The sequence below is a fragment of the Desulfosporosinus nitroreducens genome, assembly GCF_023897015.1.
GTDB classification, from domain to species: Bacteria; Bacillota; Desulfitobacteriia; order Desulfitobacteriales; family Desulfitobacteriaceae; genus Desulfosporosinus; species Desulfosporosinus nitroreducens.
The window spans coordinates 158,395-172,460 of the sequence record NZ_JAMHFY010000003.1 but is presented as its reverse complement, the minus strand read 5'-3'; the positions used below and the strand labels follow the sequence as shown (position 1 = coordinate 172,460).

The 14,066-nt window shown below is 44.5% G+C and carries 14 protein-coding genes and 1 riboswitch; of the genes, 3 read left to right on the top strand and 11 right to left on the bottom strand.

Translation table 11 applies throughout. The features are described from left to right. Nucleotides 1-3: 3 nt before the first annotated feature. The 10 genes from hisA to M8E35_RS04735 all read right to left on the bottom strand — a co-directional run bounded on the left by hisA (nt 4) and on the right by M8E35_RS04735 (nt 8,902). Entirely contained in the window at nt 4-792 is a 789-nt protein-coding gene (hisA, locus tag M8E35_RS04780; RefSeq protein ID WP_252467641.1) for a 1-(5-phosphoribosyl)-5-[(5-phosphoribosylamino)methylideneamino]imidazole-4-carboxamide isomerase, read from the bottom strand. Beyond that, nucleotides 764-1,399 (bottom strand): imidazole glycerol phosphate synthase subunit HisH, encoded by a 636-nt coding sequence (gene hisH / locus M8E35_RS04775; protein WP_252467639.1) that lies wholly within the window; start codon nt 1,397-1,399, stop codon nt 764-766. Before hisH ends, hisA begins: the two co-directional genes overlap by 29 nt. Continuing rightward, a complete protein-coding gene (gene hisB / locus M8E35_RS04770) occupies nt 1,400-1,984 on the bottom strand; it encodes an imidazoleglycerol-phosphate dehydratase HisB (protein WP_252467638.1) in 585 nt (194 codons plus the stop codon). It abuts the gene before it with no gap. Between the two features lie 139 nt (nt 1,985-2,123). Further along, the gene (gene hisC, locus M8E35_RS04765) at nt 2,124-3,200 is read right to left on the bottom strand and encodes a histidinol-phosphate transaminase (protein WP_252467637.1); all 1,077 of its coding nucleotides are present in this window, start codon (nt 3,198-3,200) and stop codon (nt 2,124-2,126) included. Between the two features lie 91 nt (nt 3,201-3,291). Beyond that, nucleotides 3,292-4,587: a histidinol dehydrogenase gene (gene hisD, locus M8E35_RS04760; protein ID WP_252467636.1), complete on the bottom strand. Its 1,296-nt coding sequence runs from the start codon at nt 4,585-4,587 to the stop codon at nt 3,292-3,294. A gap of 7 nt (nt 4,588-4,594) precedes the next feature. Next, nucleotides 4,595-5,269: an ATP phosphoribosyltransferase gene (hisG, locus tag M8E35_RS04755; RefSeq protein ID WP_252467635.1), complete on the bottom strand. Its 675-nt coding sequence runs from the start codon at nt 5,267-5,269 to the stop codon at nt 4,595-4,597. 389 nt (nt 5,270-5,658) lie between these two features. Then, nucleotides 5,659-6,141, bottom strand: coding sequence for a type I restriction-modification system subunit M N-terminal domain-containing protein (locus M8E35_RS04750; RefSeq protein ID WP_252467634.1), 483 nt, complete (start codon nt 6,139-6,141; stop codon nt 5,659-5,661). Between the two features lie 25 nt (nt 6,142-6,166). After that, on the bottom strand, nt 6,167-7,246 hold the full coding sequence (locus tag M8E35_RS04745; protein WP_252467633.1) for a 6-phosphofructokinase: 1,080 nt from the start codon (nt 7,244-7,246) through the stop codon (nt 6,167-6,169). A 172-nt stretch (nt 7,247-7,418) separates the two neighbouring features. After that, the gene (gene hisZ / locus M8E35_RS04740; RefSeq protein ID WP_252467632.1) at nt 7,419-8,570 is read right to left on the bottom strand and encodes an ATP phosphoribosyltransferase regulatory subunit; all 1,152 of its coding nucleotides are present in this window, start codon (nt 8,568-8,570) and stop codon (nt 7,419-7,421) included. After that, the gene (locus tag M8E35_RS04735; protein ID WP_252467631.1) at nt 8,570-8,902 is read right to left on the bottom strand and encodes a YerC/YecD family TrpR-related protein; all 333 of its coding nucleotides are present in this window, start codon (nt 8,900-8,902) and stop codon (nt 8,570-8,572) included. Before M8E35_RS04735 ends, hisZ begins: the two co-directional genes overlap by 1 nt. Before the next feature lie 178 nt (nt 8,903-9,080). Next, nucleotides 9,081-9,179, top strand: a riboswitch (SAM riboswitch). A 186-nt stretch (nt 9,180-9,365) separates the two neighbouring features. On the opposite strand from M8E35_RS04735, the gene M8E35_RS04730 reads away from it, so the two are divergent. The 3 genes from M8E35_RS04730 (at nt 9,366) to M8E35_RS04720 (ending at nt 12,022) form a co-directional block, all read left to right on the top strand. Beyond that, nucleotides 9,366-10,391, top strand: a complete 1,026-nt coding sequence (locus tag M8E35_RS04730; protein WP_252467630.1) for a methionine ABC transporter ATP-binding protein — start codon at nt 9,366-9,368, stop codon at nt 10,389-10,391. Beyond that, nucleotides 10,381-11,067, top strand: coding sequence for a methionine ABC transporter permease (locus M8E35_RS04725; RefSeq protein WP_252467628.1), 687 nt, complete (start codon nt 10,381-10,383; stop codon nt 11,065-11,067). Before M8E35_RS04730 ends, M8E35_RS04725 begins: the two co-directional genes overlap by 11 nt. A 103-nt stretch (nt 11,068-11,170) precedes the next feature. Further along, nucleotides 11,171-12,022, top strand: a complete 852-nt coding sequence (locus M8E35_RS04720) for a MetQ/NlpA family ABC transporter substrate-binding protein (RefSeq protein ID WP_252467627.1) — start codon at nt 11,171-11,173, stop codon at nt 12,020-12,022. Nucleotides 12,023-12,105: 83 nt separating this feature from the next. Here the strand turns inward: M8E35_RS04720 and M8E35_RS04715 are convergent, their stop codons facing one another. Continuing rightward, the gene (locus tag M8E35_RS04715) at nt 12,106-14,025 is read right to left on the bottom strand and encodes an ATP-binding protein (RefSeq protein WP_252467626.1); all 1,920 of its coding nucleotides are present in this window, start codon (nt 14,023-14,025) and stop codon (nt 12,106-12,108) included. Nucleotides 14,026-14,066: the final 41 nt, after the last annotated feature.

Sequence of the window (14,066 nt, the reverse complement as noted above, 5' to 3'; positions counted from 1 at the left end):
TCCTCAATCCTGTTTTACTGATTCGCTTGGTGCTACATATTTCTGTTTCGTATCACTCGATCTTCCACCAGCGGACTCTATAGCTTCCCTCAAAGTGAAAGCTCCGCTATAGAGAGCTTTTCCTGTAATAGCACCCTCGATAGAAACTCCTCTAAGCGCCTCGGCCTCCAACTTTCGCAGATCATCTAACGTAGAAATTCCACCAGAGGCGATCACGGATAGGCCAGTTTCCTGGGCCATCTGTACAGTGCTCTCGATATTAGGTCCTTGGAGCATTCCGTCACGCGAAATATCTGTGAAAACCACGCTTTCGATTCCCACTGCTTTCATAGCCTTCCCTAAGTCTACTGCTTGCATTTCTGTGGCTTCCGCCCAACCTTGAACCGCAACCCAGCCATCCTTGGCATCAATCCCCACAATAACTCGTTTCCCATACCGGCGTGCTGCTTCGGCGACCAATTCCGGGTTTTTGACGGCAATTGTTCCTAGAATAACCCGTTCAACCCCTAACTCTAAAAGCTCTGTAATCCGCTCCATCGTGCGGATTCCACCACCTACCTGAATTTTCATCGATACACTTCTCACAATCCGCCGTATGGTTTCATCATTCATCGGTTTTCCAGAAAATGCACCATTCAGATCAACTATATGTAAATACTCGGCACCTTGATTTTCAAATTCTTTAGCAACATCAACAGGGTTATCTGCGTAAATCGTAGAATCTTCCATCCGTCCCTGTAAAAGGCGTACCGCTTTTCCCTCTTTAAGATCGATGGCTGGAAAGAGTATCATCCTCATTCACCCACTTTCCAAAATTCGTTAGTATCTGAAGTCCCCAAGGACTTGATTTCTCTGGGTGAAATTGTGCTCCCCAAACATTGTCCTTGCCTACAACGGCAGGGACAACGACTCCATAGTCACTGGTCGCTACAATATCCTTCTTCTCACCAGGTTCCGCATAATAGGAATGAACAAAATAAAAGTAGGATTCATTCGGAATCCCTTCCAGTAGATGAGAAGGTTGCTCTAACCGCAAACTATTCCACCCCATATGGGGAACCTTCCTACCCCGCGGAAATTTGACCACTCGGCCAGTTAAGAGCCCTAACCCGGCGTGTTCACCGTGCTCTTCCCCAATCTCAAAGAGAATCTGCATTCCCAGACAGATTCCCAAGAAAGGGCGCCCGGAGCGAGCGAACTGGGTAAGTGGTTCAATCCATCCCCCTTGCCCCAACGCCTGCATTGCATCAGCAAACGCCCCAACACCTGGAAGTATAAGACCATTCACAGTGCTTAGTTCCGTTGGGGAAGCCATAATAGTTGCCTCAAAACCAACCTTTTCTAAAGCCTTCTCCACACTTCTTAAGTTTCCTCGTCCATAATCTACAATTCCAATCATTTATAAAACTCCTTTGGTTGAAAGGATACCACGATACCGAGTGTTCTGGCGTAGAGCCAGCCCCAGAGCTCTCCCTGCCCCTTTAAAGGCAGCTTCTAAAATATGATGTCGGTTCTTCCCAGAAAGCTTCCTCACATGCAAAGTGAGCCCGCTCTGTACCGCTAACGCTCTGAAAAACTCTTCTGCCATCTCGACTGGAAACTCACCGACCATACCATCTGAACAACCCACATCCCAAACTAGATAGGGCCGATTCGAGAGGTCCAATGCCACTTGAACAAGGGCTTCGTCCATAGGAAGCAGGGCCTCACCAAGTCGTTCAATCCCTGCTTTATCGCCGCAAGCCTCCCGCAATGCTTGCCCCAGCACGATCCCACAATCCTCAATCGTATGGTGGACATCCACCTCCAAATCCCCGCTGGCCTCAAGAATGAGATCCAGATAGGCAAATCGGGCAAACGCTGTCAGCATATGATCAAAGAAACCAATTCCCGTCTTTACTTGAGCCTCTCCGGTACCATCAAGATTCAAGCGCACACGGATTTCTGTTTCCTTAGTTTTCCGTTCAATACAAGCTTCTCGCATTTATTCTATCCTTTCTACACTCCGGTTTAATTCATATCTAATCAATTATAGCCGCAATACCTAAAAATCATTTACGGTTACAGGGATTCGGACTTTCTTTTTGAGTCTTCCCACATTAATTTTATCTGCCGAAAGTTGGTTATGATCCGACGCTAATCTCTCGAACTGCACGAATAAATTTTTCATTTTCCTCTGGCAGTCCCGCGCTGATACGCAGGCATTTGCCGAGAGAAGGAAGCATGCCCATGTTCCGGACTAGAAAACCTCGTTTTAGCAATTCTGACGCCCACTGATCAGGATCTTCCGGTTTAAAGAGAATGAAATTTGCCCGCGTCGGGTAAACCGTTAGATTCGGAACCAGATTTAAGGCGGCTTGTAATTTTTGTGTTTCTGCTTTAATTTCCTGGATTTGCCCTTGGTACTCATTTAAATAATCCAAGGCCAGGATTCCGGCTCTCTGACTAAAAGAGTTGACGTTGAAGGGTGGCCGTACTCTGTTGATTAAGGCAATGGTTTTCGGTTGTCCCAATAGATACCCTAAGCGAAGTCCTGCCATTCCAAAAGCCTTAGAAAATGTTCGCATGATCACTAAGTTAGGGTAATTTTCTAGCTCAGGAATCAGAGTTTCCTCTGAAAACTCAGCGTAGGCCTCATCTACTACGACTATTTTGCCGCTTTCCCTTACAAGTCTAAGAATTTCATTCCTTGGAAAGAGCGATCCCGTAGGATTGTTGGGATTACAAACAATGATTACCTGAGCCTCTGGGGCTTGGGCTGCTGTTAACATTTGCTCCGTATCCAAGTCCAGGCCGTTTAACAAGGGCACTTGCACAACTGCAGTTTCCGTCAAGCGAGCATAGATCTGATACATGCCGAATGTCGGTGGATGGATGATCAAAGATTTCCCCGCACCACCAAAAGTGAGCAGAATCATTTGGATCAACTCATCCGAGCCGTTTCCAATTAGAATACTTTCCGGAGAGGTTGAAGTATACCTAGAAATACGATTCTTGAGATCCTGACCCATTCCATCCGGATAGCGGTTAAACGCTAATTTCTCGGCGAGCAACGCTTCCCGCATTTCCTCAGGCCAAGGAAAGGGATTTTCGTTGGCATCTAGTTTAATGCACTCCGGCATATAGTTCGTTTCGTAGGGAACCAGCTCACGAACAGCAGGGCGAACAAACTGTTCAGGATTACTTAACTCAGTTTCCATCGATTACATCTCCCTTGTATAGAATTTCTTGGCAACTGCTTTTATTGTTGCTTCTCTAACTTTCTCTGCCCCTAACTTAATCTTTTCCCCTCTAATTTTCGCCTTCTTTTTCTCTAAACCGCACTTCTACAGCGCGGGCATGTGCTTCTAACCCCTCACTGCGGGCGAGTAAAGCAATCTGCTTGGCGCCTCTCTTAAGGGCTGCTTCCGAATATCCGATCACACTAACCTTTTTCATAAACATATCCACATTAAGTGGAGAATAAAAACGTGCCGAGCCTCCGGTGGGCAATACATGGTTTGGCCCTGCAAAGTAATCTCCGACAGGTTCAGGAGAATATCGTCCTAGAAAGACCGCCCCAACATTGCGGACTTGACCCAACCAGGAATACGGATCTTTGACGACTAGTTCAAAATGCTCTGGAGCTATTTTATTAGCCAAATCCATTCCTTCTTGGAGATCTGAGACAAGAATCGCCGCTCCATACGTTTCCCAAGACGCTCGAGCAATCTCAACACGGGGTAAACTTTCCAGTTGTCTTTCCACAGCAACGATTGTCTGTTCAAGGAGTTCTCGAGATGGCGAGACCAAGATTGCCGAGGCTAAACGATCATGCTCGGCCTGAGAGAGTAAATCCGCGGCTAATTCTTCCGGGCATCCGCTCTCATCCGCTAGGATTAAGATTTCACTTGGTCCGGCCAGCATGTCAATATCCACTGTTCCGAAGACTTGCTTTTTAGCTAAAGTCACGTAAATGTTCCCAGGTCCGGTTATCTTATCAACCGGAAAGATGTTCTCCGTTCCATAGGCTAAGGCGGCAATTCCTTGAGCTCCGCCCACTTTGTACACTTCGGTCACTCCTGCTTCAGCCGCCGCAACCAAAACCTCTGGAAGAAGAGTTCCATCAACTCTAGGGGGACTAACCATCACGATTTCCCGCACTCCAGCTACAATTGCCGGTAAAGCATTCATCAAAACCGACGACGGATAAGACGCTGTTCCCCCGGGCACATAAATACCCACTCGCTTAAGCGGAAGCAACAATTGTCCAAGAATGCTCCCATCTGAATCCGGTTCTAGCCAAGAGATTCGTTTTTGTTTTTCATGGTACCTTAAAATATTTGCTTTAGCGGTACGCAAGGCCTGTAAGAAATCTTCACTCACCTCTTGATAGCCCTCTTGAATCTCCTCATCCGAGACACGCAAACCGTTTTGCCGCAGGTTAACATGATCAAATTCTTCAGTTAGTTGATAAATTGCGTCTTCTCCCTCTTCCCGAACACGTTTGAGTATTGCTGTAACACGTTGCTCTAGAACTTCATCCTCCCCATACGACTTTCGAGTAAGACGTTGTAAATTAAGATCAGTTAGCTTCTCAACTTTCATAAATCGCTCATCCCCCATATGTTAGTAAATCTTTGCGTAAACACTCGACCAAATCCCGAATCCGCTCGTATTTCATGCGGTAGGCTACTCGATTAGCAATTAGGCGTGTAGTCGCTTCAAGAATCGGAGCCACCTCGACTAAATGGTTTTCCTTGAGCGTTTTTCCCGTGGAAACAATATCGACTATCATTTCTGCCAGATCAACACACGGAGCTAACTCCATATTTCCGTGCAGTTTAATGGGAGTCACCTGCATGCCAATTCCGCTAAAATAGGTCTCTGTTACCCGAGGGAACTTCGTGGCAACACGTTGATGGTTCAGTCCACTTAAATCGTACTCTCCGCTCGGAAGTTTAGGCGGAACACTCGCCTCCAACATTGCCACCACAAAACGACAATAGCCAAATTTCAGGTCCAGTAATTCAGCCACATCCTTGTTCTCTTCCAGCAGGGTATCCTTCCCCACGAAACCCAGATCCGCTGCCCCATATTCTACATACGTCGGAATATCAGTAGGTCGGCAAATTATGATCTTTACTTTGCTGTTCGGAAGATCAAAGAATAGCTTCCGTGAATCTTCATTAACATGGCTGCATTCTATCCCAACCCGACTCAACAATTGAATCGAATCAATAAGCAACTTTCCTTTAGGTAAGGCAATCGTCAAGAATTCTTTATCCAACTTGGCATCCCCTCTCAAATGTCACAAAAACACTATACTTTTAGCTTTTCAGTCAAATTCGTTTTAGTGCTTTAGTTAATTAAAGTACTAACATATTAATTATATCAATGCACCTTAACTCTGGCAACCCCTTATCATAAATTTAAATAAGTCCTAATCCTCCGAATTTTTCCTAAGAATTTATCAGAATAGAAATTTAAAACCCTTTAAATTGGTGATATTCACGTGGGGCATGGTGAAAACCGAACTAAAAAGCAGAGAGTAGTCAAGCTGACATTCTCTCTGCTCATATATTTTAAAGCTCATTTTATAGATAAAAAACAAATTTACTCATTATTCTTATCTGAATCATTAGTTCTTTAGGTTTAAACTTTTTATCTCTTTCAGGATTAAAAGGCTAAGTGATCATCCGATAACTTCAATTCCTCAAAATCTTTAAATAGCTGAGCTAACTCGTCATTAGTAATATACCTCTCGCCCGTTTCAGTAGTCTTACTAAAGTCAACAGTGTTTAAAACGCCCAAGCAACCCCTGTTTTTATCATCAATCTCTGCAAAGGCCTTAGCCAGATAGGAACCTAAGTCTTGTTTTTCTAGTTTTACCATGTCCCAACGCGCCATCTTCGGTACAAACAAACGATAGGATTCCCTTTTTTCTAACTCTTCTTCTATTTGACCTTGAGACAACCCTTTCATCGTAAGTTTTTTACGCCTAACCTCGCGTTCGAGTTTAAATCGGTCGTTTAAACGCTTTAAAAAAAGAATTGCAATGACATATTCTTTAAATTCCGTAGCTTCCCGATCCCCTCGTAAAGAATCGCAAGTCTCATCCAAAAAACTTTCGAGCTGATCTAGAGATAATTTGCCACTCATTTTTCAGCCTCCTATCTTTCAAGGTTCAATCTCCCATCTCCATCCCCAGAGTGCGCGCCGCTAACAATAAGGGATCATTTAAGGGCACAAGTTTAATTTGATCCACTGCTTCACGGAGGGGAACTCTAACAATCTCCCTGCCTTGCAGTGCAACCATAATCCCAAATTCTTCTTCCAACGCAGCATCTACCGCCGCTGCCCCATAGCGAGTAGACAGTACTCGATCATATGCATTAGGGGACCCTCCGCGTTGCAGATGTCCGAGCACTGTCACTCGGGTTTCCATCCCGTAATGATCTTCAAGATCATGGCCTATTTTAGCGCCAATCCCTCCTAATTTAATCGGGTCAACTCGCCCTGTCATCATTCGTTCAACTACCATTTCGCCACCTAAGGGCTTAGCACCTTCTGCCACGACGATAATACTGAATTTCTTTCCTTGCTTGGCTCGTTTCTGAATACTTAAGGCAACCCGATTAAGATTATACGGAATCTCCGGAATTAGGATGACATCTGCTCCTCCTGCGACACCAGCGTACAAAGCTATCCAGCCAGCATAACGACCCATGACTTCAAGAACCATGACCCTATGATGAGATTCTGCTGTGGTATGCAAACGGTCCAACGCTTCTTGGGCTGTATCCACCGCCGTTTGAAAACCAAATGTTTGATCTGTGGCCATTAAATCATTATCGATAGTTTTAGGAATTCCAATAACTTTAAGTCCTTTATTCGCAAACTTAAGAGCGATGTTCAAACTCCCGTCCCCACCGATGGCTAACAGGGCATCTACTCCGTGCTCCTGCAGATTTCGGATAACGTCATCTGAGCGATCTACAGGTTGAGTCATCCCATTTAGTTTCATTTCATAAGCAAAAGGGTTGTCGCGATTCGTAGTTCCGAGAATAGTACCCCCCCGTGGTAAAATACCCGAGACATCCTTCAGCGAAAGAGACATAAAATCTCCTTCTACAGCTCCACGGAAGCCATCCCTAATCCCAAGCACTTCAATTCCATATCCATGAGCGCTCTTAGCAATTGCCCTAATCACTGCATTAAGCCCCGGGCAATCTCCTCCGCCAGTAAGTACCGCAAGTTTACGCAATCATTACACCCCCCTTTTATTTAGATGTATTTATTACGTTATTATATAATATTCCAACCCAAAAGTATGCTAAACGTTTTCCGCATTCCAAATACTCACGTATTTATTTCAACAACGCAAGCAACGCCTGTACAAAGATTTGGATAAGGGAAACATCCCGGTCTAACTTTCCTTATTCGACATATAAAAGTTGCGTAATATTCTTTTGAAGCATCATTTTCTGAGCTTCGTCTTTTCCTAATGCTCCCAGCGCCATCTCGACTCTTTTCCCCTGGGATCTTAAAGCTTGGCACTGACTAATGATCTGCTTCGCATCAGAACCATATACCAACACATCTGCTCCCTTGACTGCTGGAAGTGGGAATTGCTCCAATAAATTACCCAGGTGGATAGCGAACCCAGTTGCTGGTTGGGGAATCCCAAAGTCACCATATAAAGCATCATAACGTCCGCCTTCAACGACTGGAAAACCCATTCCTGGAACATACCCTTCAAACACCGCTCCAGTATAATATGAAAAACCACGAAGTATACCTAAATCTAAGGATACATTTGCTTGAACTCCGAAATATTTTAAATACTGATAAATTCTTCTGAGACTTTCGACGGCTTCCCGAATCGCTGGACGCTCACTCCAAGCGAGGACTTCGTCGAGAATTTCCTCTCCTCCGTGAAAATGGGGTAACCGAAGTAACAGCTCCTGGACTCGCGCTGGCAGGCCGCTTTGTCTGACACAGCTTTCTACACCCACCATATCTTTGCGGGCTAACGCTTCCTCCAGCTGAGTCTGTATCCCTTCATCGACCCCTGCTTCCAGCATGAGCCCTGAAAAGATCCCCATATGCCCCAGGTTAAACTGATAATTATCCAGGCCTAATCCAGCAATAGCTTCTACTGCGAGGGCAATTACTTCTGCATCGGCAAGTTCCTGATCAGAACCTACAAGCTCTACACCGACTTGACGGAACTCCCTGTGTCTAACGGTAGTGTTTCGATAGACATCTGCACTATAACATAAGCGCAGTGGAAATTCTCCACCGCGCATACGTGTGCTGACAAGACGCGCAATTGGTATCGTCAGTTCTGGTCGTAACGTTAATATACGCCCTTCGCGGTCAAAGAATTTGTATAACGAATCCTCTTGTTCAACATCTGGTTGAACGCAAGCAGAATATTCCAGTGTGGGAGTCAGTACCTTTTGATAAGACCACTGTCGAAAAAGTTTAAGAATTTTTACCTCTAAACCCTCTTGCACGGCGATCTCCTCAGGTAACAGATCGCGCATGCCCTTTGGTATACGAAGTCCTAAATTTGTTCTTAGCATCATGATTCTCCTTCATTGGTGTCTATTTTCTGTATGCGCTGTTCTTTCAGACGCCGCAAGATGAGTTGGTATCCATCTGCTCCGAAATTCAAACAGCGTTTTACCCGGCTGATCGTCGCGGTACTAACTCCCGTCACTTCAGCAATCGCCGTATAGGTTTCATTCCTTTGTAACATTTTAGCAACTTCCAGACGTTGAGCCAAAGCCTTAATTTCTGCAACTGTCGCAATATCTTCAAAGAACCGATAACACTCTTCTTTGTTTTTAAGCAACAAAACAGCTTCAACTAGGGCATCCGTTAAGGGATTCTGTAAACGCTCATCACTTGACATGCATTTTCCTCCTTAATAGAACAAAATCACTGTCTCCCTTTAATTTATTAAAGCGATGTGCTATTGTCAAGCTTTTTTATATTTTCGGATCAAGATTACCTCTTGCAAATGTCTCTCCCCCTATGCTAAAATATAAACATTCATAAGTACAACTGACACAAGAAAACTTCATAGAAGACTCTTATTCAGAGTAGGTGGAGGGACTGGCCCGATGAAGCCCGGCAACCGGCATTTATGCACGGTGCTAACTCCTGCAGAGAAATCTGGGAGATAAGAGGAAAACCAAATGGTACTCCGCGGGTTTTCTTCGCGGAGTTTTGTTGTGCGCTGGCCATGGACGGCCAAGTGTCCCTGTAGCCAAGACTCGAACAGGACGTTCGAGATTAGAGCGCCGCCATGGATGGCAAGGCGCCGTGATGGCGAGAAGGGACCTTCCAGAAATTCAGATAAAGGAGGTAAGCCTTTGATTCAGATTAATCAATTAGTCAAAAAGTACTCCTCCCGCCAAGGAACCATCATAGCCATTGATAATGTATCCTTGAACATATTGCAGGGAGCCATCTACGGTATTATTGGATTAAGCGGTGCAGGGAAAAGCACGCTGGTGCGTTGCTTAAACCTTCTTGAGAAACCTACAAGCGGTCAAATCGTCGTTGCCGGACAAGACTTAACCAAGCTTTCTAACCAAGAACTTCGTCAAGCGCGTCAGAATATCGGAATGATCTTTCAACACTTTTATCTCCTTCAATCGCGGACCGTTGCAGAAAACATTGCCTTTCCTTTAGAAATTGCCGGAGTACCAAAGAAAGAAATCTCCATACGGGTAAAAGAGTTACTCCATCTCGTCGGTCTGGATGACAAATCATCTGCTTACCCCGCTCAATTAAGTGGGGGCCAAAAACAGCGAGTCGGCATCGCGCGAGCGCTCGCCACGAAGCCTCAAGTCCTTCTGTGTGACGAAGCCACTTCAGCGTTAGATCCACAAACCACTCTTTCAATCTTGAACCTGCTTCGCGATATTAACCAAAAACTCGGTTTAACGATAGTAATGATTACCCATGAAATGAAAGTGGTCAAAGAAATCTGCACGGATGTTGCAGTTATTCACGAAGCCCGCATTGTGGAAAATGGCCCTGTCGAGTCTGTCTTCATAAAACCGCAATCAGATATCGCTCGCCAGTTTATCTCTACGGTTTTTCCGAACGAACTTCCTGCCGACCTGTTAAAGGAGCTTTCAACACATCGAGACTCAGAAATTGTTCGCATTCAATTTCTTGGCTCACGAGCCTCAGACCCAATTATTACCGATTTATTACGTTCTTGCGACGTTCGCGCAAACATCCTCTATGGGAGTATCGACCATTTGAGATCTACGCTCTTTGGCACTCTAACCCTGGAACTACTGGGAAACCCCGCACAGCTTAAAGAGGCTCACCGCTATTTAGCATCTCGGGAATTAAAAGTGGAGGTGATTCAACATGCCCTTTGATTCATCCCTGCTTTTTCAAGTCACTTTTTGGACTGATTTACTCCGACTTATTATCCCGGCAACCGGCGAAACCCTCTATATGGTTGCCGCCTCTACGATATTTGCTTACCTGTTAGGACTCCCTTTAGGCATTATTTTGGTTGTCACCTCTCCCGGACACATTATGCCCAACCCGTGGGTAGAACGAACTTTAGGAACCCTTGTCAACATCTTACGTTCCGCTCCGTTCATCATCCTTTTAGTAGCCTTAATCCCATTCACTAAATCAGTTGTTGGCACGTCCATTGGCACTACAGCTGCAATTGTCCCACTTGTTATCTCCGCTGCTCCTTTTGTGGCCCGAGTCGTGGAAAGTTCCCTTAAAGAAGTGCCCTACGGCGTGATCGAAGCAGCTTTATCCATGGGGGCATCCCCCAAACAAATTATTCAAAAAGTTCTTCTACCTGAAGCGAAAGCTTCACTTATTCTAGGCGTCGCCATCACGACGATTAGTGTCATCGGCTACACTGCAATGGCCGGTACCGTTGGCGGGGGTGGGTTAGGAGACTTAGCCATTCAATATGGCTACAATCGTTTCCGAACCGATATTATGATCGTCACCGTCGTCATTCTAGTCGTGATCGTTCAGATCATACAATCTCTAGGAACTGCACTGGCACGCAAACTTACTCATTAAACCAAGGCTGTTACCCTCACCAGCGCTTCATCTGCTACGAAGCACAAAGAAAACCGTATTAGTCAATGTTCCAACCAAACTCAACAAATAGGAGGAAGAAATCATGTTTAAACTTAAGAATCACCGTTACCTTGCTTTATCACTCGCTGTTTTAGTCACTCTTTCCCTCGTACTCTCAGGCTGTGGCAGTAAGACCGATGCACCGAAAGCCGGATCCGACACACCCTCAAACACCGTACTGAAAGTTGGCGCAACTCCAATTCCCCACGCCGAAATCCTAGAGTACATTAAACCAGCTCTCCTCAAAGAAGGTGTTGACCTCCAAATCGTTAACTACACTGATTATGTCCGCCCCAACTTAGACTTGGATACTGGAGATATCGATGCCAACTTCTTCCAACACACCCCTTACCTGGATTCCTTTAACCAAGACCATTCCTTAAAGAATGTTTCAATTGCTAACGTGCACATTGAGCCAATGGGAATCTACTCTAAGAAAATCACCAAACTCGATGACCTCAAAAACGGGGATACTATAGCCATTCCTAATGATCCATCTAATGCCGGTCGAGCCCTGGCTCTGCTAGCCAAAGCCGGTCTCATCCAACTAAAAGATGGAATTGGAATTAAGGGAACGGTTAATGACATCCAGGATAACCCCAAGCAACTCAAAATTACCCCGCTCGATGCTCCTCAGCTTCCCAGAGTACTCCAAGATCCTAAAGTTGTTGCTGCAGTGATCAATACGAATTACGCTTTAGAAGGTGGACTCAACCCGCTCAATGATTCTATCATTATGGAAGACAAAGAGTCGCCCTACGCAAATATTCTTGTTGTCAAAGAAAGTAAAAAGGACGATCCCGCTCTTCAAAAGCTCGCCAAAGCTTTAACCTCCCCTGACGTCAAGAAGTTCATCGAAGACAAATATAAAGGGTCCATTGTTCCTGCATTCTAAAAAACCTTATTTCATGAGTAAAGCCACCCCACTTTTTAAGATGGGGTGGCTTTCACATATCCATTCCTGATCTAGCCCATTATTTACTTGACTGGGAACTTAACTGAAACCGTTGTTCCAGTATTCCCCGACTCAAAACTAATTTTCGCATTATGTCGAACAGCTATACTTTGACATATTGCAAGCCCTAATCCAGTCCCTCGTTCTTTTGTTGTTAAGAACGGGGTGCCTAATCTATCGAGTATTTTAGGATCGACTCCTCCGCCTTGGTCGCAAACCTTAAGAAGGATATAATCTTCAAATTTATAAGTTCGAATGGTTAGAGTCGTGCCCGCTCGCATTGCCTCCAATCCATTTCGTGCTAAGTTCAGAATCAACTGTCGAAGCTCGTTTCCATTTCCAAGAGAGTCGGGAACCTCTTCAAGCTGAAGAATAATTGTTTTGTCTTGATTGGTTGCATCAGCTGTTAAGAGTGGGGCCAGAGTTGTTACAATCTTGGATATATTGATTAACTCAAAGCCGATTGACTTATCTTTGGCTAAGCTCAAAAAATCGGTAAGGATCAAATTCGCTCGGTCCAGCTCGTCTGTCATTAATTGGAAATAGTCATGATATTCCAACGTCTCTTTCTTAGATTGGAGCAACTGAAGGAAACCGCGAACCGTCGTCAGCGGATTCCTAACCTCGTGAGCTATACCCGCCGCCATTTCCCCCACCATATTAAGTCGCTCTAAACGCGCCAATTCACGATCAGCACTTCTTCTGTCGGTTATATCAATAAGAACCTTGAAAACCAGCCTAGAACCATCTGCATCAATGAAGGGTTGAGAATATATCTCGTATATGCGATTATCAAAAACCATCTCTTTCCATACAGCAGTGTCGTTTCTAAGAACCATCGAGGACATACAATCAGGACATGGAAACGGCAAGCCTGCTATAACTTCAAAGCAAGGTTGGTCCAAGCCTGAACCAAATTTTGCTTGAAAGCTATTGTTCGCAAAGCGTATATTGTGATTTTCTTCTTGAAGATATATTAATCCAGGAAAGCTGTTAAATAACGAATACAAACGGTGATGCTCTTCCTCTACGGCCTTTTCAATCTTCCTTCTCTCCTCTATATTGCGAAGAAAAATCGAGATTCCGCTTACAGTTGGGTAAATACTGACTTCAACCCACTGCCCCATCGTTAGAGCATAGGTCTCAAATCGGGTTGGAATCCCGTCATTCATAACCTTTAGACAAGCGTCATTAATCGTTTTATTCGATACCCTGTGAGTCTCCCAATAATCAGTTCCTACAATATCTCCATATAATCCATTAGCCTCGCGCGCTTTAACCATAGCCTGATTAGCGTACGTTATGATCCATTCACGATTTACCGCCTTAAAGCAGTCCCCAATACTTTCTATAATACTGATCATCTCTTGATGGGCTTTTGCTAATTCATTTTCGGCAGTTTCTTTTTGGATGATTTCGCTTCGAAGTTGTTCATTTGTTTTCTCTAGTTCATCCGTACGAAATTTGACTAATTCCTCTAAGCATTCATGGTATTGATTTAATTCCTTTTGTTTAAGCTGACTATCCGTAATGTCCCAGGTAGAGACAATCCGAAAGCACCGCGAATTTACTGTAATTTCATGATTATGAATTCGAACAGGAAAAGAGCTTCCATCTTTCTTCATATGCACGGAGTGATATTCATAACGATCATCCTGTACCCTTGGACCAACTTCATCCAAAAGGTCTTTTTGATGTCCTGGTGCACAAAGTAGATCATACATGCATTTACCTATTAATTCTGAGATGCTGTACCCGTGCATTTCAGCATAGTGAGGATTGACCTTTAGTATTTTTCCATTACTGGCATCAGCTACGACCATTCCCCAACGAATTTCAAGGAAAATCCGTTCCCAAATTCCGTTTTCTTCTCGAACATCCGCTAAAGTTGCTTCCAGTAAAGCAACTTTTTGTTTTAATTCCATGATCTCTTCAGTTGACATTATTCATACCACTTTTCTTATTAGATTGCGGTCATGTCCAT